This is a genomic window from Salmonella sp. JXY0409-18, from assembly GCF_020268625.1.
GTDB lineage: Bacteria > Pseudomonadota > Gammaproteobacteria > Enterobacterales > Enterobacteriaceae > Salmonella > Salmonella enterica.
The window spans coordinates 2,946,884-2,970,775 of record NZ_CP084216.1; the positions used below are offsets into that span (position 1 = coordinate 2,946,884).

Here is a 23,892-nt window from a genome sequence, read left to right on the forward strand (position 1 = left end):
GCGCGATGCGATTTTTTCGCCTGACGGCGCTACACTTAACCTCAGGTACCCTAAAATCAGGAGAGCGTGATGGCATCCGGCTGGGCAAATGACGACGCAGTGAATGAACAAATCAACAATACCATTGAAGATGCCGTTGCCCGCGCTCGCGGCGAACTTCCCCACGGCGAAAGTCGCGATGAATGCGAATCTTGCGGCGATCCTATCCCTGAAGCGCGGCGTAAAGCCGTACCGGGCGTTCGGTTATGCATATCCTGCCAGCAGGAGAAAGATTTACATAACGCAACATTTTCAGGATATAATCGCAGAGGTTCAAAAGACAGCCAGTTACGCTGACTTTTCTTTACCGAAACCGCCAGTATCATCCATTCCTTTACGCTCATGCTTTTTAGCATTCTGCGTCGCAGAATGTGCCGTTAACCTCGACTCTGTAAAGCCAGATGACAAGAACGGTAAATTCCACCGTTGAATTAATTAATAATCAATAGGTTATTTGTCATTCAAAAATTTTGAGCAAGGCCGTCAATTCTATTCGATTTTATCTTTCGCAAAAAACCGTGATACTCATCACATCGACGGAACATCGTCCCATAAACAGAATAACCTGCGAGAGATTAATCATGAAAACCATTAAATATGCTGTTGCAGCCATCGCGCTTTCCACCCTTTCTTTTGGCGCTTTTGCCGCAGAACCGGTTAGCGCGTCTCAGACGCAAAACCTGCATAAAATCGGCGTAGTGTCTGCCGATGGCGCCACCACGCTAGATGGCCTGGAAGCTAAACTGGCTGAAAAAGCCGCCGCTGCTGGCGCAAGCGCTTATAACATCACCTCCGCCGTAGGTAATGACAAAATGAGCGGCACTGCGGTGATTTATAAATAATTTACCTGCCCGCCAGATTTCAGGCTGTAACATCGCTGTTGTTTGAATTCTGACGGGTATTACCCTCGTCTGTTTGCCAACAGACCCACTGCTCCAACCCTCATTAACCCTGTTTGTTACCCTTATTTGCCCGTCCGTCACTGGACGGGCTTTTTTTATTCGCTAAAAGCCTGTTCGACGCGCGCAAGCCCGTCTTCTAACGTCGCCGCCTCTCTCGTCGCAACCAGACAACAGGCCATTTGCGTTTTTAATGATTGCGGCACCGGCTCGTGGCCGGCAAGGCAGCGCTCAATCCAGCGCGCGGTGATTTCAGGATCTTTAGTCGCAGGCAGTAAAAGCGGCTCGTCGTGCGTGTCGCTCTGACGCTCATGTAGTACCTGCACGCCACGGCTATCAATCAGGCTGATTTGCGGACAGCGTTGCGGGTTGGCATAGACTTCGCCTTCGGTACCATGCATCAGCAAAGCCCGCCCGCCGATGCGGCTAAAAAAGGTCGCCACACGCGGGACATATTCAGGGTGAGAAACGCTTGATAAACGCAGCGCGGCATCCTCAGCAAATGGCGTCGCCAGCTTGGCCAGTGAATGCGCGCTGTTGCGCACGCCCATCCGCCAGCGCATCGCCAGCTGTTTTTCCAGCGGCGGGCAGAGCGCGCTCACCGGGATAAACACCGGCTGGTGCCCGTCCAGTTTGGCCTGCGCTTGTCCACCGTGTAAAGTGGGGACAATCCCCATCAGCGCAAATATTGTTTCCGTCAGTACACGGGTCGGATCTTCGCTGACGCCGTGTACTACGACTGGAAAGCCCAATTTATGCAGCAGGATAGCCAGCAGCGGCGTTAAATTCGCCTGTTTACGCGCGCCGTTATAGCTGGGAATAACGACCGGCAACGGCCTATCTGCGGGCGGTGTCAGTTTGATGGTATGATTCTGCATGGCTTCATAAAAGCCCAGCATTTCGGCTTCGCCTTCGCCTTTAATACGCAGCGCCATCAATATACTGCCCATTTCCAGGTCGGGGATGTCGCCATTCAGCATTCGGGTATACAAACCGCGCGCGGTGTCCAGATCCAGATCGCGGGCGTGATTTTTACCTCGCCCGATCTCTTTGATGATCTTGCGATAATCCATTGAAAGCTCCTTGAAGTGTGCTCACAGCATTAACGCCGTCGGCGGCGTGCAGGTTTTGCTTTTGGTTTTACTATAACGTCTGGCACGGCAGGCTGCTCTATCGGAAAAACAGGTAAGGCATTCAGTAAACGCTGTCCGTAGTTTTTGGTCAACAACCGCTTATCATAAATGACCACTTCTCCCCGACAGGCATGGCTACGGATCAATCGCCCTACCTGCTGAATTAAATTAAAAGACGCGCTTGGTAAGCTTTGTACCTCAAACGGATAACGATTCAGGCTTTTTAGCCATTCGCCTTCGGTGATCACAACCGGGCTGTCGATCGGCGGGAAGGCAATTTTATGGATATGGACCTGCGTCAGCAGCTCGCCTTTAAGATCCAGCCCTTCGGCAAAAGACTGAAGCCCAACCAGCACGCTGCGTTCGCCGCTCTCCACCCGTTTACGGTGTAGCTCCACCAGCCGGTAACGCGGCTGGTCGCCCTGAACCAGGAGGAGTAAGCGCACATCAGCGACATGCTCCAGAAAACGCTGCATCGCCCGCCCGCTGGCAAACAGTACCAGCATACCATGATGTTTTTTGCTCTCCAGTTGCTCACGAAAATAGGTCGCCATTTCGGCAATATGCTGCTCTTCGTTATCAATGGTGGGTTCGTAGCGCATTTGAGGAATCACCAGTTTCCCCTGTTCCACATGATTAAACGGCGAATCCAGCGCCACAAAGCGGTCGCCGGCTTTTTCTTTTAAGCCGCTCATTTCCTGCAGGCGCGAAAAGCTATTGAGCGAGCGCAGTGTCGCCGAGGTGACAATAATGTGCGGTACGCTGCGCCATAACAATCTTTCCAGCTGATCGCTGACGCGGATACCGACACAATGGAACCAGACGTGGAGTTGCCCTTCGCGTATTTCACGCGTCGCCCATTTGGACACCGGCGCGCCTGAAGACTGCGCCATCGAAGCCAGCCGCCATAATTTACTTTGCGCCTCGAACATTCCCAGCGCCCGGTTCATCTGTAAAATCACCCGATGCAAACGCACAATATCGTGCGACCCGGTTTTTTCGCTGAGATCGTTGAGAAAGGATTCCGCCAGCCCACGCAGCGTCTCGGTCAGCTTCGCCAGTCGCTGACAGATTTCCATGACCTCATCAGGCAACTCGCCCATTGCAAAACGGTGCTCCGCCTCCTGCGCTGCGGGCATATACAGATTAAGAATGGCATTGAGCGAGGCGATCAGTTCGTATACCTCCTCGCAATGGGCGTTAAGTCGCTCAGGATTCGCTAACGGCGGCGTGGTTTTAGGGCGAAATTGCTCCATGCAGGTCGCCACCAGTTTGCTGAACAGATCCAGTTGCAAGCGATACCAGGAGGCGGTAATTTCCGCGCTCATCTCCAGCGCATCGCGAGCGACATCGGGCAGATGATGACCTTCATCCAGTACCAACAGCAGATGCTTTGGTTCCGGCAGTACGGCTTCACTTTCCATCGCCGCCATTACCAGCGCGTGATTCGCCACCACGACTTCCGCTTCCTGTATTTCACGTCGGGCGACAAAGAATGGACATTCGCGGTAATAGTGACAGTTGCGGTTCAGACAACTGGCTTTATCGGTACTTAATCGCCGCCACAGATCGTCGTCAATAGCAATGTCGGTATGATCCCGCAGACCATCCCATTTGTAACCGTCAAGATCCCCTTTCAGCCTGGCGCAGCGCTTTTGCTCTTCCTGGTTGTTAGGCGTCAGTTCGTCATCAAGAAAGGCGAGCAGATCCTGCTGCGTAGGCTCGCTACTGGCGAGCGCCGCCAGGTTTCGCGGACACACGTAGCGCCCGCGGCCAAAGGCGGCGGTAAAACGCAGATCGGGGATGATTTTTCGTAGCAGCGGCAAATCTTTGCTAAAGATCTGATCCTGTAACGCCACGTTAGCGGTACTGACCACCAGTGTTTTTTGCTCTTCCCGGGCAATGGCAATACCGGGAATAAGATAGGAGAGGGTTTTCCCGACGCCGGTCGGCGCTTCAATAGCCAGATGTCTCCCTTCTTCCCCAGCCAGCGTTCTGGCGACGTCAGCAATCATCTGCCGCTGCGGCGCACGGGGAATAAAGTCGGGGATCTGGTCCTGAAGCGCCTTATACCAGGCGGCGATTTGCGCTTTCAGCGCAGCGGTCAATGCCATGAGAAAACCTGAAGTACTGTATAAACAGCCACTATTGTGTCACATTTCAGGGGCGGGAAGTACCTTTTTTACCGGTTCTGGAAGGCGGCTCGCAACGCGATGTGTATTTTGCCGGATGACGGTGCAAGCACCTTATCCGGCCTACGTATTTGCATAGTCCGTAGGCCCGGTAAGCGTCGCGCTACCGGGCATGTTGCCGGATAAAATTTACTGGGCAGGCGTGATTCTGCGCGGGCGACGCGGCGGACGTGCTTTGTCGCCAGCGGGTTTCCCCTCGCCTGTGCGCGGTTTTGGTTTCGCCTTCGCCGCCCCGCTATCCTGACGTCGCGGCTGCTGACTGCGCCCCGCTCCCCCCTGATTTTGTCCGCGATCACGACCGCCGCCGCCGCGCTGCTGACGGCCATTCTGAATCGGCTCCGCTTTAATCGACGGGTCCGGCTCATAGCCCGGCGTCGTAATGCGTGGGATCTCTTTTTTCAGCAATTTTTCGATATCACGCAACAGTTTATGCTCGTCAACACAGACCAGCGACAGCGCCTCGCCAGTTGCCGCCGCGCGACCGGTACGGCCAATACGGTGTACATAATCTTCCGGCACGTTCGGCAGCTCATAGTTGACCACGTGCGGCAGCTCTTCAATATCCAGACCACGCGCCGCAATATCCGTCGCCACCAGCACGCGAATATCGCCGGATTTAAAATCGGCCAGCGCGCGGGTACGTGCGCCCTGCGATTTATTACCGTGGATCGCCGCGCTGCGAATACCGTCTTTGTTAAGCTGTTCCGCCAAATGGTTCGCGCCATGCTTGGTGCGGGTGAAGACCAACACCTGCTGCCAGTTGCCCTGGCCAATCATCTGCGACAACAGTTCACGTTTGCGTTTTTTATCGACAAAGTGCACGTGCTGCGTTACCTGCTCTGAGGCCGTGTTGCGGCGCGCCACTTCGATTTCCAGCGGGTTGCGCAACAGCTTTTCGGCAAGCGCTTTGATGTCGTCGGAGAACGTGGCGGAGAACAGCAGATTCTGACGCTTCGCCGGCAGTTTCGCCAGCACGCGACGAATGTCGTGAATGAAGCCCATATCCAGCATACGGTCGGCTTCATCCAGTACCAGAATCTCAATCTGATCCAGCTTCACGGCATTTTGATGTTCCAGGTCGAGCAGACGTCCCGGCGTCGCCACCAGCACATCCACGCCACCGCGCAGTTTCATCATCTGCGGATTGATGCTTACGCCGCCAAATACCACCAGCGAGCGAATATTGAGATATTTACTGTAATCTCTGACGTTTTCGCCAATTTGCGCCGCCAGCTCGCGGGTTGGCGTGAGGATCAACGCGCGCACCGGGCGACGACCTTTAGCATGCGGCTGATGGGTAATCAGATGCTGCAACAATGGCAGGGTAAAACCCGCCGTTTTACCGGTTCCGGTCTGGGCGCTGGCCATCAGATCGCGGCCTTCCAGCACGGCGGGAATCGCCTGTTGCTGAATAGGGGTAGGTTCACGGTAACCCTGCTCGGCAATGGCGCGCAGGATATCAGGGTTTAATCCCAGGGAATCAAAAGACATAACTACTCCGGACCGCCCCGACCGTTGCCGGTGTAGTTTTCAGGGAGATGCTCAAATTTGGAATGACAAAAACCACAATGTCATGAAGGGGCGGAGTGTAGCAGTTTTTGTGATGCGGCGCATAAATTATCCCGGAAGGTGGCAAAGACAAATTAATCGACCACACTGGACAAGTGCCATTATGAGTCATAATCTTAATCAATCGATTGATTAAAAATTAGGGCGTGTGATGAATATTCCCACCACGACCACCAAGGGCGAGCAGGCGAAAAGTCAGCTCATTGCCGCCGCGCTGGCGCAGTTTGGCGAGTATGGCCTCCATGCCACCACGCGCGATATCGCCGCGCTGGCGGGGCAAAATATTGCCGCTATTACTTACTATTTCGGCTCAAAAGAGGATTTATACCTCGCCTGCGCCCAGTGGATTGCCGATTTTCTTGGCGAAAAATTTCGCCCCCATGCTGAAAAAGCGGAACGTCTGTTTAACCAGCCTGTCCCTGACCGGGACGCCATACGCGAGCTTATTCTGCTCGCCTGCAAGAACATGATTATGCTGCTGACGCAGGAAGACACCGTTAACCTGAGCAAATTCATTTCACGCGAGCAGCTCTCTCCCACGTCGGCCTATCAATTGGTTCATGAACAGGTTATCGATCCGTTGCACACCCATCTGACAAGATTGGTTGCCGCTTATACCGGCTGCGACGCCAATGATACGCGCATGATTTTGCATACCCATGCCTTACTGGGCGAAGTGCTGGCGTTCCGTCTCGGCAAAGAAACTATTCTGTTACGTACCGGCTGGCCGCAGTTTGATGAAGAAAAAGCGGAGCTGATTTACCAGACGGTAACCTGCCACATCGATCTTATTCTGCACGGTTTAACGCAAAGGAGTCTGGACTGATGAAAAAACCTGTCGTTATCGGACTGGCAATCGCAGCGATCGTCGCTGTGATTGCCGGTGGAACCTGGTGGTATCAAAGTCGGCAGGACGATGGGCTGACGCTATACGGTAATGTCGATATCCGTACCGTCAATATCAGCTTTCGCGTCGGCGGCAGACTGGCGTCGCTGAATGTTGATGAAGGCGATGCCATCAAAGCCGGACAGGTGCTCGGCGAACTGGATCACGCGCCATACGAAAACGCGCTGATGCAGGCGAAAGCTGGCGTGTCGGTCGCGCAGGCGCAATATGATTTGATGCTGGCAGGCTATCGCGATGAAGAGATAGCCCAGGCCGCCGCCGCCGTCAGACAGGCGCAAGCCGCCTATGACTACGCGCAAAACTTTTATAACCGCCAGCAAGGATTGTGGAAAAGCCGCACCATTTCCGCTAACGATCTGGAAAACGCCCGCTCATCGCGCGATCAGGCGCAGGCGACGCTGAAGTCCGCGCAGGATAAACTGAGCCAGTACCGTACCGGTAATCGTGAACAGGATATCGCCCAGGCGAAAGCCAGCCTGGAACAGGCAAAGGCCCAACTGGCGCAGGCGCAGCTTGATTTGCAGGACACCACGCTTATCGCGCCTGCCAACGGAACCTTGCTCACCCGCGCGGTCGAGCCTGGCAGTATGCTGAACGCCGGCAGCACGGTATTAACGCTCTCGCTGACCCGCCCCGTCTGGGTGCGCGCCTATGTCGATGAACGCAACCTCAGTCAAACGCAACCGGGGCGCGACATTCTGTTGTATACCGACGGTCGTCCTGACAAACCTTACCACGGCAAGATTGGTTTCGTTTCGCCCACCGCGGAATTTACGCCGAAAACCGTCGAAACGCCGGATCTGCGTACCGATCTCGTCTATCGCCTGCGCATTATCGTCACCGATGCGGACGATGCGTTACGCCAGGGGATGCCAGTCACGGTGAAATTTAATGACGAGGCACGGCATGAGTGAGGCCGTTATTACGCTGCACGGTCTGACGAAGCGCTTTGCGGGAATGGATAAACCCGCCGTCGCGCCGCTCGACTGTACCATTCATTCCGGTTATGTCACCGGGCTGGTAGGGCCGGACGGCGCAGGAAAAACCACGCTGATGCGTATGCTGGCGGGCCTGCTCAAAGCCGATGGCGGCAACGCGTCCGTATTAGGCTTCGACCCGATACAAAACGACAGCGAGCTGCACGCGGTTCTGGGCTATATGCCGCAGAAATTCGGTCTGTATGAAGATCTTACCGTCATGGAGAACCTTAATCTCTATGCCGATTTGCGCAGCGTTACCGGCGAGATACGGGAAAAGACCTTTGCCCGTTTGTTGGAGTTTACCGCCCTCGGCCCTTTCACTGGCCGTCTGGCGGGGAAATTGTCCGGCGGGATGAAGCAAAAACTGGGGCTGGCCTGTACGCTGGTCGGCGAACCGAAAGTGCTGCTGTTGGATGAACCGGGCGTTGGCGTTGACCCGATTTCACGGCGCGAGTTGTGGCAAATGGTCCACGAACTGGCGGGCGACGGGATGCTGATTTTATGGAGCACCTCCTATCTGGATGAAGCCGAACAGTGTCGCGATGTGCTGCTGATGAATGAAGGCGAGCTGCTCTATCAGGGCGAACCTAAAGCGCTGACGCAAACGATGGCCGGTCGTAGCTTTCTGATGAGCAGTCCACAGGAAAACAACCGTAAGTTGCTACAAAGAGCGCTCAGACTGCCGCAGGTGAGCGACGGCATGATTCAGGGACGTTCGGTACGCCTGATCCTGAAAAAAGAGGCGACCGCAGCAGATATTCGCCAGGCCGAAGGGATGCCGGAAATCACCCTCAATGAGACCGCGCCGCGCTTCGAAGATGCGTTTATCGATCTGCTTGGCGGAGCGGGAACCTCGGAGTCTCCGCTGGGTTCAATCCTGCATACGGTTGAAGGCACTGCCGGCGAAACGGTGATTGAAGCGCAGGAACTGACGAAAAAATTTGGCGATTTCGCGGCCACGGACCATGTTAATTTCGTCGTACAGCGCGGCGAGATTTTTGGCCTGCTCGGCCCGAACGGCGCGGGTAAATCAACCACCTTTAAAATGATGTGCGGCCTGCTGGTGCCGACGTCCGGCAAGGCGCTGGTGCTGGATATGGATCTGAAAGTCAGCTCCGGCAAAGCCCGTCAGCATCTGGGCTATATGGCGCAAAAATTTTCGCTTTACGGCAACCTGACGGTTGAGCAGAACCTGCGTTTTTTCTCCGGCGTCTACGGTTTGCGGGGCCGCGCGCAAAATGAAAAAATTCAGCGCATGAGTGAAGCATTTGGTCTGAAAAGCATCGCGTCGCATCCCACCGATGCGCTGCCACTGGGTTTTAAACAGCGACTGGCGTTGGCCTGCTCGCTGATGCACGAACCGGATATTTTATTCCTTGATGAACCAACATCCGGGGTTGATCCCCTCACCCGCCGTGAATTTTGGCTGCACATTAATAGCATGGTGGAAAAAGGGGTCACGGTAATGGTGACGACCCACTTTATGGATGAGGCGGAATATTGCGATCGCATCGGACTGGTTTATCGTGGGAAGCTTATCGCCAGCGGTACGCCGGACGATCTCAAAGCGCAGGCCGCCGATGAGCAACAGGCCGATCCGACGATGGAGCAGGCCTTTATCACTCTCATCAATGACTGGGATAAGGAGCATACGCATGAGTAAGTCTCTCTCCTGGCGCCGCGTGCGTGCGTTGTGCGTCAAAGAGACGCGCCAGATCGTGCGCGATCCCAGTAGCTGGCTGATTGCGGTGGTGATCCCGCTGCTGTTGCTGTTTATTTTTGGTTACGGCATTAACCTTGACTCCAGCAAGCTGCGGGTGGGGATTCTGCTTGAACAGCAAAGCCAGGAGGCGCTGGATTTCACTCATGCGATGACCGGTTCACCCTATATCGACGCGACCATTAGCGATAATCGCCATGAATTAATTGAAAAAATGCAGGCCGGACGCATTCGCGGACTGGTGGTGATTCCGGTGGATTTCGCGCAGCAAATGGCGCGCGACGGTGACAGCGCGCCGATTCAGGTGATTACCGACGGCAGCGAGCCAAACACCGCCAACTTCGTTCAGGGTTATGTGGAAGGCATCTGGCAAATCTGGCAACAGCAGCGGGCGGAAGATCGCGGCGACACCTTTGAACCGCTCATCGACGTCCAGACGCGCTACTGGTTTAACCCGGCGGCGATCAGTCAGCATTTTATTATTCCCGGGGCGGTGACCATTATCATGACGGTAATTGGCGCAATCCTCACCTCGCTGGTCGTTGCCCGCGAATGGGAGCGCGGCACGATGGAGGCGCTGCTCTCAACCGAAGTGACGCGTGTTGAACTGCTGCTGTGTAAGCTTATTCCCTATTACTTTCTCGGTATGCTGGCGATGCTGCTCTGTATGCTGGTATCGGTGTTTATTCTCGGCGTGCCGTATCGCGGTTCGCTGGTGATTCTGTTTATCATCACCAGTCTGTTTTTACTGAGTACGCTGGGGATGGGGCTGTTGATTTCCACCATCACTCGCAACCAGTTTAACGCCGCGCAGGTGGCGCTGAACGCCGCCTTTTTGCCATCGATTATGCTGTCCGGATTTATCTTCCAGATAGACAGTATGCCTGCGGTGATCCGCGCGGTGACCTATATTATTCCGGCGCGCTATTTTGTTAGCACCCTGCAAAGTCTGTTTCTGGCCGGCAATATTCCGGTCGTGTTAGGCGTTAACGTACTGTTTTTAATCGCCTCGGCGGTGATGTTTATTGGCCTGACGTGGCTAAAAACCAAACGACGACTGGATTAACTCTGGCGCTCGTATTTTGCCCGGTGGCGCTATGCTTACCGGGCCTACGGGCCATGTAGGTCGGGTTAGCGTAGCGCCACCCGACATGAGGAAGGTTCTATGTTTCATCGCTTATGGACATTAATTCGCAAAGAACTGCAATCGCTTTTACGCGAACCGCAAACGCGCGCGATCCTGATTCTGCCGGTGCTGATTCAGGTCATCCTGTTTCCATTCGCCGCGACGCTTGAAGTCACTAACGCGACTATCGCTATCTACAACGAAGATAACGGCAAACATTCGGTAGAACTTACCCAGCGCTTTGCCCGCGCGAAAGCGTTTACCCATGTGCTATTGCTGAACAGTCCGCAGGAGATCCAGCCGACTATCGATACGCAAAAAGCGCTGCTGCTGGTACGCTTCCCGGCGGATTTCTCGCGGAATCTGGATACCTTCCAGCCAGCGCCGATGCAACTCATTCTTGATGGACGTAACTCCAACAGCGCGCAAATCGCCGCCAATTATCTGCAACAGATCGTCAAGGAGTATCAGCAGACATTGATGGACGGCAAGCCAAAGCCCAACAATAGCGAACTGGTGGTACGCAACTGGTATAATCCGAATCTGGACTACAAGTGGTTTGTGGTGCCCTCGCTGATCGCCATGATCACCACTATCGGCGTGATGATCGTGACTTCGCTGTCCGTCGCCCGCGAGCGTGAACAAGGCACTCTGGATCAGCTACTGGTCTCTCCGCTCACCACCTGGCAGATTTTCGTTGGTAAAGCGGTGCCGGCGCTGATAGTCGCGACCTTCCAGGCCACGATCGTGCTGGCTATCGGCATTTGGGCATACCAAATTCCCTTCGCCGGTTCGTTAGCGCTGTTTTATTTCACGATGGTGATTTACGGGCTGTCGCTGGTAGGCTTTGGCTTACTGATATCATCGCTTTGCGCCACGCAACAGCAGGCGTTTATCGGCGTTTTTGTCTTTATGATGCCAGCGATTTTGCTCTCGGGGTATGTCTCGCCAGTGGAAAATATGCCGGTCTGGCTGCAAAACCTGACGTGGATAAACCCTATCCGCCACTTTACTGATATTACCAAGCAAATTTATCTTAAGGATGCGAGTCTGGGGATTGTCTGGGGAAGTTTGTGGCCGCTACTGGTGATAGCGGCCACCACGGGTTCAGCGGCGTATGCGATGTTTAGACGCAAAGTGATGTAGCTTTTTATCTTTCGCCAGTAGCGAGACTACGGCGGGCCCGGCCAGGATAGCCAGCCCCGCCAGAGCCAGTAAGACATTGTTTTGCAATACGCGGGATAGCAGCCAGAGGACAATCAGCGCGGTGCCGAAGTACCAGGTGGTAGTCAGCTCTTCCAGCACATCCGCCACATCGCGCCAGCGTTGCTCATGATGGCGCTGCAACGCCAGCATCAGCAGTACCGTCACGCCATAAAGCACGCATAATCCCAGGCCGACGCGCACTAATGTGCCGCTCATCCAGCCTATTACCAGCATCGCCACTACCAGTAAATGCAACATAATCTGCCAACAACCGAGGCCGGTTGCGACACGAACGCGTTGTTGCCACTTCATGGCTTTTCTCCTGAAGCATTTTTCTCTCATTATTCAGAGTACCGAACTTTACGGAAAATTCCGTAAGACCGCATCTTTTTGTGACGACGACTACACTATTTCAATCAGGATAGTGACGCGGACAGGAAGAAAATGACTCAACACACGCGAAATTTTTCATTCAAAGTGCTCACAATTAATACGCACAAAGGTTTTACCGCCTTTAATAAACGCTTCATCCTGCCGGAGCTGCGCGACGCCGTCAGAACGGTCGGCGCCGATATCGTCTGTCTGCAAGAAGTGATGGGCGCGCATGAAGTACATCCGCTGCATATCGAAAACTGGCCGGACACTACCCACTATGAATTTTTGGCCGACACCATGTGGAGCGATTTCGCCTATGGCCGCAATGCGGTCTATCCGGAAGGCCACCACGGTAACGCGGTTCTTTCTCGCTATCCCATTGAACATTATGAAAATCGCGACGTCTCGGTCGGCGGTAGCGAAAAACGCGGCGTGCTCTATTGCCGCATTACGCCGCCCATGCTCAACCGCCCTATCCACGTCATGTGCGTACATCTCGGCCTGCGGGAGAGCCACCGCCAGGCACAGCTAACCATGCTGGCGGGATGGGTGAATGCCTTGCCGGAATCAGAACCGGTGCTGGTGGCCGGAGACTTTAATGACTGGCGGCAAAAGGCCGGCCCGCCGTTAAACGCGGCCGGGTTGGAGGAGATATTCACCCGTGCCCATGGCCGACCGGCGCGCACATTCCCGGTGAGTATGCCGCTGCTGCGACTCGATCGTATTTACGTCAAGAATGCGAACGCCAGTTCTCCTACGGCGCTACCGCTGCGGAACTGGCGACATTTATCAGACCATGCCCCCCTTAGCGCGGAGATCCATCTATGAAATGCGGCTGGCGTGAAGGTAATCAAATTCAGCTACTGGAAAACGGCGACCAGTTCTATCCTGCCGTGTTTGAGGCTATCGCTCAGGCACAGCAAAAAATCATTCTGGAAACCTTTATCTTGTTTGAAGATGAGGTGGGTAAAAAACTCCATGCCGCTCTGCTAAAAGCCGCACAGCGCGGCGTAAAAGCCGAAGTATTACTCGACGGCTACGGCTCTCCCGATCTCAGCGACGCGTTTGTCGGCGAATTAACCTCGGCGGGCGTGATTTTTCGCTATTACGACCCCCGCCCGCGTCTACTGGGGTTGCGAACCAATATCTTCCGCCGAATGCACCGCAAAATTGTGGTAATTGATGATCGTATTGCCTTTGTCGGCGGCATTAACTACTCCGCCGAGCATATGTCGGATTACGGCCCGCAGGCGAAACAAGACTACGCGGTACGGGTCGAAGGGCCTGTTGTGGCCGATATCCTGCAATTCGAAGTCGAGAATCTGCCGGGGCAAAGCCCCGCGCGCCGCTGGTGGAAGCGCCATCACCAGGCTGAAGAAAACCGTCACCCCGGCGAAGCGCAGGCGCTGTTTGTCTGGCGGGATAACGAAGAGCACCGTGACGATATCGAACGTCATTATCTGAAAATGCTGACCCAGGCAAAGCGTGAAGTGATTATCGCTAACGCCTATTTTTTCCCCGGCTATCGCTTGCTCCACGCAATGCGTAAAGCCGCCCGCCGTGGCGTGAGCGTAAAACTGATTGTCCAGGGGGAACCAGACATGCCGATAGTCAAAGTCGGCGCGCGGTTGCTCTATAACTATCTGGTGAAGGGCGGCGTGCAGGTTTATGAATACCGACGCCGTCCGCTGCATGGCAAAGTGGCGCTGATGGACGATCACTGGGCCACGGTAGGGTCGAGTAATCTCGATCCGCTCAGCCTGTCGCTTAACCTTGAAGCTAACCTGATCATTCACGATCGTACTTTTAACCAGACCCTGCGCGATAATTTACAAGGCATCATCGTGAACGATTGTAAGCAGGTCGATGAGTCTATGCTGCCGAAACGCACCTGGTGGAACCTGACCAAAAGCGTGCTGGCGTTCCACTTTTTACGTCATTTCCCGGCGCTGGTCGGCTGGCTACCTGCGCATACCCCGCATCTGGCGCAGGTTCCCCCGCCTGCCCAGCCAGAAATGGAAACCCAGGATCGCGTTGATCCAGAAAATACAGGAGTGAAGCCCTAATGGCTAAATCGCATCCGCGCTGGCGGCTGGCTAAAAAAGTGCTGACCTGGCTGTTTTTTATTGCGGTCGTCGTTCTGCTGGTGGTTTATGCTAAAAAGGTCGACTGGGGTGATGTCTGGACCGTCATCCGCGACTATAACCGCACGGCGCTTTTAAGCGCTGTAGGACTGGTGATCGTTAGCTATCTTCTGTACGGCTGCTACGACCTGCTTGGACGGCTTTATTGCGGCCATAAACTGGCGAAGCGACAGGTGATGTTGGTATCGTTCGTCTGCTATGCCTTTAACCTGACGCTCAGCACCTGGGTCGGCGGGATCGGGATGCGTTACCGACTATACTCTCGCCTCGGGTTGCCCGGCAGTACTATCACGCGCATTTTCTCGCTCAGCATTACCACTAACTGGCTGGGCTATATTCTGCTGGGCGGCATCATTTTTACCTTCGGCGTTGTCCAGCTTCCCGACCACTGGTATATCGATGAAGGCACGCTACGTATTCTCGGTATCGTTTTATTGTTGATTATCGCGGTCTATCTGTGGTTTTGCGCCTTTGCAAAGCGGCGGCATATGACGATTAAAGGGCAGAAACTGGTGCTGCCATCATGGAAATTCGCGCTGGCGCAGATGGCGATCTCCAGCGCGAACTGGATGGCGATGGGCGCCATCATCTGGCTGCTGATGGGTCAGGATGTGAACTATTTCTTTGTGCTGGGCGTACTGCTGGTGAGCAGTATCGCGGGCGTCATCGTGCATATTCCGGCAGGCATCGGCGTGCTGGAGGCCGTATTCCTCGCGTTGCTGGCGGGCGAACATACGTCGCAAGGCACGATTATCGCCGCCCTGCTCGCGTACCGCGTGCTTTACTATTTTATTCCCCTGTTGCTGGCGCTGGTGTGCTATCTGATCCTGGAGAGCCGGGCGAAGAAGCTGCGGGCGAAAAACGAGCGGGCGATGGCGAAATAAATTTAAGCAGACGCGTTTTCGCTTTCCAGCACAACGCGTTTTATCCGGTAAAAATAAACATATGCTGAGAAAAAAGACGTATTCATCTGTAAGCGGGAAAAAAGCAGCAATGACCAGCTAAACAGCAGCAGGAGCACTTCGTGAAACTCGCCCATGAATACTGATGACAGGGTACAGAACGTTGCCAACGTAACGGAAATAATGGCCAGCAATAGCGCATACCGGTAAATAATGACCCCGCTCATATTCCCATGACAATCCGGTAATGAAATGAAAAATTAGCGCTGGTGGGCATTTCTTATTAAAATCCTCGCCGCCATTTTTAATGGCGCGAGTGACGTCTTTAGCTTCACAAAACGCTAACCAAAATTGTTTGCCACATAATTTAATCATTATACCCATCATCACCAACCTGAATAAAAACCTGCAACGCCTACGGCCTGAAAGATAATAGCATTTCCAGAATCATCAAAATGATATAACGACACAGCGTAACCACAGCATTAATAATGCCAAGGTAAAGCGTCAGCGCGCCAGGTAAAGCGCAACGAGGCAGGGATGAAAACTCGCCGTGGTATAACATGCGGGCATAACCGTGAAGCGTGGATTTTTCTAGCGCTGTAATCAATGTCCACACCAATACCGTCACCACACTGACTATCCAGACCAGAGTGCTACTGGCCACCAGGCTATTGACAACTATCGCAGCGATGATCCCGCTTACCGCCATAAAAATTAACGGCCTGAATAGACCAGAACTGATATTCAGGTAGAAAATAAATAAAGCATTAAGACTAAACATGATTCCAACAATCACGAAAATGGTCGCGCCACCTGAGAAAAGGTAAGCTAATGACACGCCGGTAAGCGTAATGATGGCAATATATATCAACGTTACGGCAACAGTGCCAAAGCGGGAAAGACAGGTAACGGCCCCATACCCCAGGCCAAGCAAAAGTGCTGATATCCACAAAACAACAACAGGTTGAACGTGGGTTATCAAAAAATGAGTATACAACGTTAACCATATAATGCCGGCGGTACACCATAGTCCCAACGCAGTATACCAATAGGTAAGGGATAACATTGTCGCGGGAATAAATACTATTTGCCGTATACGTATTGCAGCCAGAGGGCCCACTTGTCATTTATCACTCTTCACATGATCACGGTGATAAGAATGGCAAGCGCAGGAAAACATTTCTAAGATATTTATGCTGTTTCGCCCTAAATATAGTCCTAAAAAAATCCTGGCGCAGGGCCAGGATTTTAAGAGATCGCTATAATTAGCGGCGATTACCAAAAATACGCAGTAACATCAGGAACAGGTTGATAAAGTCCAGGTACAGCGTTAACGCGCCGAGAATCGAATATTTACGCAGATTAGCGCTATCGCGGGTATCTATTTGCTCGCCGATATTTTTCAGTTTCTGCGTGTCATAGGCGGTCAGACCGACAAACACCACCACCCCGATATAGGTTACCGCCCACATCAGCGCTTCACTCTTCAACCAGAAATTGACCAGCGACGCCAGAACGATACCAATAAGCGCCATAAACAGCATATTGCCGAAACCGCTAAGATCGCGCTTAGTGGTGTACCCGTACAGGCTCATGGCGCCAAACATTCCCCCCGTCACCACAAACGTGCTGGCGATAGAGGAGTAGGTGTAAACGATAAAAATACTGGATAACGTCAATCCGGTTAGCGCCGAATAGAGCATAAACAGCGTCGTCGCCATTCCGGCGCTAAGCTTATGCACCAGTCCCGACAGAACAAACACCAGCGCAAGCTGGGCAATAATTAAGCCAAAGAAGGTGATCTTACTGGAAAAGACAAACATCATGACGGCTGGCGTATTAGCCGCATACCACGCGATAAACGCGGTCAGTAACAGTCCGACCGTCATCCAGCCATACACTTGCGCCATATAGGTCTGCAGGCCGGACCGCGCCTGCACTATTGAATCAGATCGTGGAAATCTGTCCATGATGAACTCCTGTGTGGAAATGATACCCTAAAGCGTATCACATTCTGCTACCAACGTTTCGCCGACTGCTGGTCGCTGTCGCGCGCTTCGACCCAGCGTTCGCCTTCCGGCGTGGCTTCACGCTTCCAGAACGGCGCACGGGTTTTCAGATAATCCATAATGAACTGACCGGCGTCGAACGCGCTACTGCGGTGCGCGCTGGTGACGCCGACAAACACAATCTCATCGCCCGGCCATAATTCGCCAACGCGATGAATCACCGTGACCCGCCCCAGCGGCCAGCGGGAACGCGCCTTCGCGACGATCTCCGCCAGAGCTTTCTCAGTCATGCCGGGATAATGCTCCAGCGTCAGCGCCTTAACGCTATCACCCAGGTTATGATTGCGCACTTTTCCGGTAAAGGTGACGACCGCGCCGTCTTCGTCGCGCGCCGCCAGCCAGGAATATTCTTCCCCGACGCTAAACGGCGCAGGGCCGACTACAATTCGCGTTTCGCGCATGTTAGCCCCCCGTGACTGGCGGGAAAAACGCCACTTCATCGCCCGCCGTCAGCGGGTGGTCAAAACTTACCAGCGTCTGGTTGACCGCCGCCAACAGCTTGCCGTCTTCCAGCGCCAGCGCCCAACGATCGCTCTTTGTCGCCAGATGCTGTCGCAGCGACTCAACGGTGGAAAAATCTGCTGGAAGCTCCAGCGCGTCAGTTCCTGTAAGCTCGCGAACCTGGGCGAAGAAAAGCACCTTAATCATGCGCATCTACCTTAAAATCCCCCGATTTGCCGCCGCTTTTCGCCAGCAGGCGCACCGGACCAATTACCATATCTTTTTGTACCGCTTTGCACATGTCGTAGATGGTTAACGCCGCGACGGACGCCGCGGTTAACGCTTCCATTTCGACGCCGGTTTTACCGGTCAGACGGCACAGAGACTCAATACGCACGCGGTTATGCTCCGGCTCGGCCTGAAGCTGAATCTCCACTTTACTTAGCAGTAGCGGGTGGCACAGCGGGATCAGCTCCCAGGTGCGTTTGGCGGCCTGAATACCGGCAATACGGGCGGTCGCGAAAACATCGCCCTTGTGGTGTTTGCCATCAACAATCATCGCCAGCGTTTCACTACGCATGGTAACGAATGCTTCCGCCCGTGCTTCACGAACGGTTTCCGCTTTCGCGGAAACGTCCACCATGTGCGCTTCGCCTGCGGCGTTTATATGGGTTAATTGCGACATCGTTATTTCTTTAAATGAGGGTGAAAATTACATGGGCGTGTACGGGCATCCAACTGCGGCGCAATGATATTCTCCCATGCGGTTCTGCACGCTTTTGTGGAGCCCGGCATGGCGAAAATCAAGGTGTTATTCGCCACGCCAGCTACCGCGCGCGACTGCAGAGTTGCGGTGCCGATCTCTTCAAACGAGAGCATGCGAAACACTTCGCCAAATCCTTCCACTTCACGATCGAACAGCGGCAACAGCGCTTCCGGCGCCTGATCGCCTTCGGTCAAACCGGTCCCACCAGTTATCAATACGACCTGCACCTCATCACTGGCGATCCAGGCGGAAACCTGGGCGCGAATCGCGTAACGGTTCTCTTTAACGATGGCTTTCGCCACCACTTCATGCCCGGCCTCCTGCGCCGAATCACGCAGATAATGACCGGAGGTGTCGTCTTCTTCGCCGCGTCGGCTGGAAACAGTAAGAATAGCGATGCGGGTCGGGATAAATTCAGCGCTGACCTGACTCATCTGAAATCTCCTTATTAAGGATTAACCGCCAATGTAAGATAAATTTTGCGTAATACCAGTATTGCTCTGGTGAAGGAAATGGGTCTGCTTTTTCTCCCGCAACGCGTCGGAAATACGTTCCTCAAGCGCGTATTGCTGCGCATCATCCTGTAACAGGTCGCGTAAACTTACGCCGCCGTCGCCAAACAGACATAAATGCAGCTTACCGACAGACGAAACACGCAGGCGATTACAGGTGGCGCAGAAATCTTTTTCATACGGCATAATGAGGCCGATCTCACCGGCGTAATCGGGGTGACAAAAAACCTGCGCCGGGCCATCGCTGCGCTGGCGGAGCTGGTGGATCCAACCGCGCTTAATCAGCTCGTCGCGTAATACCTGACCCGAAATATGATGTTTGCGGAAGAGATCGCTCCCCTCGCCCGTCTCCATAAGTTCAATGAAGCGTAGCTGAATGGGGCGAGGCTGAATCCAGGCAAGGAAGGTATCCAACTGATGGTGATTCACGTCGCGCATCAGCACGGTGTTGACTTTCACCTTTTCGAAACCGGCGTCAAAGGCGGCATCGATGCCCGCCATCACCTGGCGGAATTTGTCCTGACCGGTAATCGCATGGAACTGACGCGCATCCAGACTATCCACGCTAACATTGACGCCCGTCAGCCCCGCTTCGCGCCAGTTCGCGGCATCGCGCGCCAGTCGATAACCGTTAGTGGTCACCGCGATCTGGCGAATAGCATCATTTTCACCCACGGCGGCAATGATGTCGGTAAAATCGCGGCGTAATGAAGGCTCGCCGCCGGTAAGACGCACCTTTTCCGTGCCAAGACTGGCAAAAGCGCGCGTAACGCGACGAATTTCATCGACGGTAAGGAAACCGTTGTTAGTGACGCCGCCAGGTTTGTAGCCATCCGGCAGACAGTAGGTGCAACGAAAGTTGCACACATCGGTAATCGACAAACGCAAGTAGTAAAACTTACGCGCGAAAGCATCGGTAAGTTGTGAAGCCATGTACACCTTTCCAAATACGGGAGGCGGAGTCATTTCTTCCTGCGCCCTGGTGGCAAACGTTAAACGTTGTCACGGCCAAAGCACCATATCAAAAATGACCCAGGTGCAGAGGCTAGAGTGTTTACTGTGGTTACGCCGATACTAGCGTGTAAATGACAATTTCGCCATCACGCTTTCGCTATATAAACATATACATAGCGATATGATCGTGCTATTTAGCGACAGAATACGTGAAAATCACACTTTTACATTGATATATATCATTTAGCCGTGGTAACGCCCTCGCTATAAAGGGGTAGTCGGGAATAATTAATTGTCTTTTAGCCGGTCGGCTAATTGCTGAAAACCCGCGACTTGCGCTACTGTAGCGCTGCTTATTTGACTTCAGGAATTTTTATGCGCAATCGTACGCTGGCTGACCTTGATCGTGTCGTTGCCCTCGGCGGAGGGCATGGATTAGGACGCGTCCTCTCCTCGCTTTCTTCATTAGGTTCGCGCCTGACCGGCATTGTGACTACCACAGATAACGGGGGGTCAACTGGCCGTATTCGCCGCTCGGAAGGCGGAATCGCCTGGGGCGATATGCGCAACTGTCTGAATCAGTTAATAACCGAACCCAGCGTCGCATCCGCTATGTTTGAGTATCGTTTTGGCGGTAATGGCGAACTTTCTGGTCATAACCTCGGAAATTTGATGTTAAAGGCGTTAGATCACCTGAGCGTGCGGCCTCTGGAAGCGATTAATTTAATTCGTAATCTGCTTAAAGTGGACGCGCAGCTGATCCCGATGTCGGAGCTACCGGTAGATCTGATGGCGATTGACGATCAGGGGCATGAGATTTATGGCGAGGTGAATATCGATCAGTTAGCGACGCCGCCGCAGGAGATCATGTTAACGCCAAACGTTCCGGCGACGCGGGAAGCGGTACAGGCCATTAATGACGCGGATCTGATTCTGATTGGCCCTGGCAGTTTTTATACCAGCCTGATGCCTTGCCTGCTGCTTGATGAACTGGCGCAGGCGCTGCGGCGCACCCCGGCGCCAATGGTGTATATCGGCAATCTGGGCCGCGAACTGAGTCTGCCCGCCGCCAGTTTAACGCTGGTCGATAAGCTGGCGATGATGGAGCAATATATTGGCAAAAAAGTCATTGACGCAGTGGTGGTTGGACCGCAAGTTGACGTCAGTGCGGTGAACGATCGGGTGGTGATTCAGGAAGTGCTGGAGGCCAGCGATATCTCCTATCGCCACGATCGTCAGTTACTACACAATGCGCTGGAAAAAGCGCTACAGGCGTTGGGTTAAGCCCGTTTACCGACGACGCTGCGCTTATCAGATGCCTGTTTACACCGAAGGGTAAACAGGCTCTCTCCCCCTTCTGATAAACTGCGTTCAGCTATCGCCAGTAGGCGCTCATGAGCGAGCTCACCTCTTTTTTCAGCAATATATTCTCCATGATCCCAGTAAAGTGGGTCTGATTGATCTCTTCCATTATCCGCATCCCAGCCATGCGCTCTGCGTCAGGATCACCCGCTATTCCTAACGCTTCCAGTTCAGCATTGACCCGGCTCTGATACTCATCCGTTTCAATATACTCAGCCCTTTTAGCCATCATTTCACGCCACTCTTCTGGCGCTATACGCTCCAGCACTTTATGCCACGGCCCCCACAGCGCAAACCATTTGTGAAAATCCCTATTTTCAGCAATTTTTATCCTTAATTCCGCCTCGTCAAGGTCAGACTCAGTGATACCCGAAACGTTATAAAATCGCATATCCTGGGTCATTGTTGTCAGCGACAGCGACTCTCGTAACTGATTCTGAAAACCCAGAAATACTTCGATTTCGTCAATAAAAAACAGCCGTTTTACCTTTTCTCTCGCGAGCGATTCTATTTGCTCCAGCCGAAAGATTTCACGCCCCGCCATAATCAGTTCCGCTAAGTGGCTATCAAAGACGCCTCTTTCAGCATCATGAACCAACGTCGCTTCCTGCATTTGGTGGTATGCCAGTGTGACCCGATCTTCACAGCTTATCGTTGCATCCATCGCTATAATAAATGCGGTTTCTCTTAGTGTGCTATCATCAGCCAGGCGCATTAGCCAGGCGGAGACTTGCTCCTTAAAATCCGAATGTCGGGTGTTCTGCGTATCGCCAAGACGATCCAGAAACATGCTGAAGGCTGCCGCGTTTACTTCCGTCTCAAACGCCCGCCATTGGTTGACGTCTTCCTCCTCGAGATTGGTTAGCCACCCCCGGACAGCTTGATGCAGTGGTCGAGTTACCCGAACAGTTGAAAAGTCGCCCATGGCAAACAATACCCGGGGTCCCTGATAACCCGCAGAGGACATTAGCCGCTGCATATTCTGTATTGTTCGTTCTGAAAAAGGATTACGTTCTACGATTATTCTTGTAGGTTGAGGTCCTTCACCACGAAAATGGGGTAACGACTCCGGGAGACGGACCAGGCGATTGCGAGAGGCCTGCATTATTTGTAATGCCGCCGGGAGGTTTTCCGGTAGATTACTCAATGCGTTACGGGAAACGTCCAGCGTTGTTATCGTGGGAGGTAGTGTTTCAGGCAGAACAGTAATCTGATTTTTACTTACATCCAGGAACTGTAATTCTGGTGGTAACGATGCGGGCAGACTGGTTAAGGCATTTTCGCCGGCCTCCAGATTCTTCAGGCCCGGCGGCAATGTTTCAGGCAGAGCGGTTAACGAATTACTCTGCACATTCAAATGGGTAATCCCTGACGGAAGATGTTCTGGCAGTGTCCTTATGCGGTTATCATAAACGCTCAGGTACCGAAGTTCCTCAGGTAGATTTTCAGGTAAAGAACTAATTTTATTATGGAAAAGATCCAGCGATTGAAGCGCTGAAGGCAAACGTTCCGGTAATTCAGTAATACGGTTAATGCTCAGCTCCATTTTCTGTATGGTATCCGGTAACGTGGCAGGGATACTGGTTAGCCGATTACTGCTGGCATACAGGGTCTTTATATTTCCCTGTAAATTTTCCGGCAAACTTTTCAGTTCATTGTTATCGAGTGTCAGAGTAGTTATCTGCTCAGGAATACAGGCGGGTATAGTGGTAAGTCCTAATATTTTCAGACGGAGTTCCGTCTTATTATTTTTCAGGCAGTCACGCATCCGTTGTACGGCTTCTTCACGATTTGCTGCCTCTTCCGCTGGTGCCTCTTTTACCCACTCAGACCAGATTAACTCATAATTCACAGCAACTTTGGAGCCGGAAGCGCTACTCGCCTGCTCGCTTTCTGTTACACGGGTATAGGTGACTGACTTTCCCCCTCCCTCAACGGTATAGCCCTCTGTATTAAAAATTATAGACAGAATTTCCTGACTATTTTCATTCAAAATACAGTATTGGTCTGTCCCCCCTCTATTACTCTGAATATTATCCGCATACGCCGGGAAGGCTAACTCCCTCAAACATTCAAACTTGCTTTTGATCTCTTCTGGCGAGGCGGTTTCAGGTGGATGACAAAGATAAGCGATGCAGCTTTGTGCTTCAACCTGATGTTCTGAAGAGAAAAAGGCACTTATTTTATTCCATATCTCTTCTTTTAAAGGCACCTCTGTTGATGCCTCATTGCTAATACTTTGATGCCTTGCCGTAGATTGTATATTAGTAATATTAAACATATTTTCCCTACCTGATCTGAACGTAACCTAAAGTAACAGATAAGGATATTCTCAACTTTAAACAAGAGGTCATAGTCATCATTATTTCGGACAAATCATTCAGTATTTGCAGCGCTTGACTTATAAATGCTCGCGCTTCCATCACCTCTTTTTTAAGTAGAATGATGTAATCTGTTGCCATGACACGCTTTCAACGAACTCACATAAGATTAAAATGACGATCATAAGGATAGCTATACCGATAATACGGGGCGTTTTTTTTCATAGCCGAGGAGAGAGGGAAAATTAGCGTTGGGTTCAGCCTCAACGCTA

General features: G+C 52.9%; 24 protein-coding genes, 2 pseudogenes and 1 riboswitch. Of the genes and pseudogenes, 11 read left to right on the plus strand and 15 right to left on the minus strand.

Features of this window, described 5'->3' with window-relative positions; genetic code table 11:
* Window positions 1-69: 69 nt before the first annotated feature.
* Together LDB27_RS14285 and ybiJ are read left to right on the plus strand one after the other, a co-directional pair.
* Entirely contained in the window at window positions 70-336 is a 267-nt protein-coding gene (locus tag LDB27_RS14285) for a DksA/TraR family C4-type zinc finger protein (protein ID WP_000146332.1), read from the plus strand.
* Between the two features lie 284 nt (window positions 337-620).
* Window positions 621-881: a DUF1471 family protein YbiJ gene (ybiJ, locus tag LDB27_RS14290; protein WP_000849089.1), complete on the plus strand. Its 261-nt coding sequence runs from the start codon at window positions 621-623 to the stop codon at window positions 879-881.
* 155 nt (window positions 882-1,036) lie between these two features.
* Here ybiJ and ybiB read toward each other — a convergent pair whose 3' ends face one another.
* The 3 genes from ybiB to rhlE form a co-directional block, all read right to left on the minus strand.
* Window positions 1,037-2,011 carry a DNA-binding protein YbiB gene (ybiB, locus tag LDB27_RS14295; protein ID WP_023230851.1) on the minus strand — a complete coding sequence of 325 codons (975 nt, stop codon included), beginning with the start codon at window positions 2,009-2,011 and terminating at the stop codon, window positions 1,037-1,039.
* Window positions 2,012-2,040: 29 nt separating this feature from the next.
* Window positions 2,041-4,185 carry an ATP-dependent DNA helicase DinG gene (gene dinG, locus LDB27_RS14300; RefSeq protein WP_001218633.1) on the minus strand — a complete coding sequence of 715 codons (2,145 nt, stop codon included), beginning with the start codon at window positions 4,183-4,185 and terminating at the stop codon, window positions 2,041-2,043.
* Window positions 4,186-4,392: 207 nt separating this feature from the next.
* On the minus strand, window positions 4,393-5,754 hold the full coding sequence (gene rhlE, locus LDB27_RS14305) for an ATP-dependent RNA helicase RhlE (RefSeq protein ID WP_000007062.1): 1,362 nt from the start codon (window positions 5,752-5,754) through the stop codon (window positions 4,393-4,395).
* Between the two features lie 229 nt (window positions 5,755-5,983).
* On the opposite strand from rhlE, the gene cecR reads away from it, so the two are divergent.
* The 5 genes from cecR (at window position 5,984) to LDB27_RS14330 (ending at window position 11,711) form a co-directional block, all read left to right on the plus strand.
* Entirely contained in the window at window positions 5,984-6,658 is a 675-nt protein-coding gene (cecR, locus tag LDB27_RS14310; protein WP_001025252.1) for a transcriptional regulator CecR, read from the plus strand.
* Complete coding sequence (hlyD, locus tag LDB27_RS14315; protein WP_000743431.1) at window positions 6,658-7,653, plus strand: secretion protein HlyD; 996 nt, start codon at window positions 6,658-6,660, stop codon at window positions 7,651-7,653. Before cecR ends, hlyD begins: the two co-directional genes overlap by 1 nt.
* On the plus strand, window positions 7,646-9,382 hold the full coding sequence (locus LDB27_RS14320) for an ATP-binding cassette domain-containing protein (protein ID WP_001287612.1): 1,737 nt from the start codon (window positions 7,646-7,648) through the stop codon (window positions 9,380-9,382). Before hlyD ends, LDB27_RS14320 begins: the two co-directional genes overlap by 8 nt.
* Window positions 9,375-10,505: an ABC transporter permease gene (locus LDB27_RS14325; protein WP_000045765.1), complete on the plus strand. Its 1,131-nt coding sequence runs from the start codon at window positions 9,375-9,377 to the stop codon at window positions 10,503-10,505. The genes LDB27_RS14320 and LDB27_RS14325 overlap by 8 nt, the downstream gene beginning before the upstream one ends.
* A 99-nt stretch (window positions 10,506-10,604) precedes the next feature.
* The gene (locus tag LDB27_RS14330; RefSeq protein WP_000469050.1) at window positions 10,605-11,711 is read left to right on the plus strand and encodes an ABC transporter permease; all 1,107 of its coding nucleotides are present in this window, start codon (window positions 10,605-10,607) and stop codon (window positions 11,709-11,711) included.
* Here LDB27_RS14330 and LDB27_RS14335 read toward each other — a convergent pair.
* On the minus strand, window positions 11,673-12,083 hold the full coding sequence (locus LDB27_RS14335) for a YbhQ family protein (RefSeq protein ID WP_000871970.1): 411 nt from the start codon (window positions 12,081-12,083) through the stop codon (window positions 11,673-11,675). The genes LDB27_RS14330 and LDB27_RS14335 overlap by 39 nt on opposite strands.
* A 132-nt stretch (window positions 12,084-12,215) precedes the next feature.
* Between LDB27_RS14335 and LDB27_RS14340 the strand changes: the two genes are divergently transcribed.
* The 3 genes from LDB27_RS14340 to LDB27_RS14350 are packed head-to-tail and all read left to right on the plus strand — an operon-like array spanning window position 12,216 to window position 15,174.
* On the plus strand, window positions 12,216-12,974 hold the full coding sequence (locus LDB27_RS14340) for an endonuclease/exonuclease/phosphatase family protein (protein WP_000192039.1): 759 nt from the start codon (window positions 12,216-12,218) through the stop codon (window positions 12,972-12,974).
* Window positions 12,971-14,212, plus strand: a complete 1,242-nt coding sequence (gene clsB, locus LDB27_RS14345) for a cardiolipin synthase ClsB (RefSeq protein WP_000649639.1) — start codon at window positions 12,971-12,973, stop codon at window positions 14,210-14,212. The genes LDB27_RS14340 and clsB overlap by 4 nt, the downstream gene beginning before the upstream one ends.
* Entirely contained in the window at window positions 14,212-15,174 is a 963-nt protein-coding gene (locus tag LDB27_RS14350; protein WP_001129824.1) for a lysylphosphatidylglycerol synthase transmembrane domain-containing protein, read from the plus strand. The genes clsB and LDB27_RS14350 overlap by 1 nt, the downstream gene beginning before the upstream one ends.
* Window positions 15,175-15,176: 2 nt before the next feature.
* Here LDB27_RS14350 and LDB27_RS14355 read toward each other — a convergent pair.
* The 9 genes and pseudogenes from LDB27_RS14355 to moaA form a co-directional block, all read right to left on the minus strand.
* Window positions 15,177-15,425 (minus strand): annotated as a pseudogene (locus LDB27_RS14355) (hypothetical protein); the annotation flags it as partial.
* A pseudogene (locus tag LDB27_RS14360) lies at window positions 15,352-15,585 on the minus strand (hypothetical protein); the annotation flags it as partial. The pseudogenes LDB27_RS14360 and LDB27_RS14355, both read right to left, overlap by 74 nt.
* 22 nt (window positions 15,586-15,607) lie before the next feature.
* Window positions 15,608-16,315, minus strand: a complete 708-nt coding sequence (locus LDB27_RS14365) for a Bax inhibitor-1 family protein (protein ID WP_000529074.1) — start codon at window positions 16,313-16,315, stop codon at window positions 15,608-15,610.
* Between the two features lie 145 nt (window positions 16,316-16,460).
* Window positions 16,461-17,165, minus strand: a complete 705-nt coding sequence (locus LDB27_RS14370; RefSeq protein ID WP_000373611.1) for a Bax inhibitor-1 family protein — start codon at window positions 17,163-17,165, stop codon at window positions 16,461-16,463.
* 47 nt (window positions 17,166-17,212) lie between these two features.
* Complete coding sequence (gene moaE / locus LDB27_RS14375) at window positions 17,213-17,665, minus strand: molybdopterin synthase catalytic subunit MoaE (RefSeq protein WP_001209386.1); 453 nt, start codon at window positions 17,663-17,665, stop codon at window positions 17,213-17,215.
* 1 nt (window position 17,666) lies between these two features.
* Window positions 17,667-17,912 (minus strand): molybdopterin synthase sulfur carrier subunit, encoded by a 246-nt coding sequence (gene moaD, locus LDB27_RS14380; RefSeq protein ID WP_000598599.1) that lies wholly within the window; start codon window positions 17,910-17,912, stop codon window positions 17,667-17,669.
* Window positions 17,905-18,390: a cyclic pyranopterin monophosphate synthase MoaC gene (gene moaC, locus LDB27_RS14385; protein WP_000080894.1), complete on the minus strand. Its 486-nt coding sequence runs from the start codon at window positions 18,388-18,390 to the stop codon at window positions 17,905-17,907. The genes moaD and moaC overlap by 8 nt, the downstream gene beginning before the upstream one ends.
* Before the next feature lie 2 nt (window positions 18,391-18,392).
* Window positions 18,393-18,905 carry a molybdenum cofactor biosynthesis protein B gene (moaB, locus tag LDB27_RS14390; protein WP_000084604.1) on the minus strand — a complete coding sequence of 171 codons (513 nt, stop codon included), beginning with the start codon at window positions 18,903-18,905 and terminating at the stop codon, window positions 18,393-18,395.
* A gap of 21 nt (window positions 18,906-18,926) precedes the next feature.
* The gene (gene moaA, locus LDB27_RS14395; protein ID WP_000168180.1) at window positions 18,927-19,916 is read right to left on the minus strand and encodes a GTP 3',8-cyclase MoaA; all 990 of its coding nucleotides are present in this window, start codon (window positions 19,914-19,916) and stop codon (window positions 18,927-18,929) included.
* Window positions 19,904-20,048: riboswitch (molybdenum cofactor riboswitch) on the minus strand. Its footprint overlaps the gene before it by 13 nt.
* Before the next feature lie 264 nt (window positions 20,049-20,312).
* Between moaA and yvcK the strand changes: the two genes are divergently transcribed.
* The gene (gene yvcK / locus LDB27_RS14400; RefSeq protein ID WP_225519855.1) at window positions 20,313-21,221 is read left to right on the plus strand and encodes a uridine diphosphate-N-acetylglucosamine-binding protein YvcK; all 909 of its coding nucleotides are present in this window, start codon (window positions 20,313-20,315) and stop codon (window positions 21,219-21,221) included.
* Between the two features lie 91 nt (window positions 21,222-21,312).
* Here the strand turns inward: yvcK and slrP are convergent, their stop codons facing one another.
* On the minus strand, window positions 21,313-23,580 hold the full coding sequence (gene slrP, locus LDB27_RS14405; RefSeq protein ID WP_000482003.1) for an SPI-1 type III secretion system effector E3 ubiquitin transferase SlrP: 2,268 nt from the start codon (window positions 23,578-23,580) through the stop codon (window positions 21,313-21,315).
* A 7-nt stretch (window positions 23,581-23,587) separates the two neighbouring features.
* Window positions 23,588-23,761, minus strand: a complete 174-nt coding sequence (locus tag LDB27_RS14410; RefSeq protein WP_001563585.1) for a hypothetical protein — start codon at window positions 23,759-23,761, stop codon at window positions 23,588-23,590.
* Window positions 23,762-23,892 lie beyond the last annotated feature (131 nt).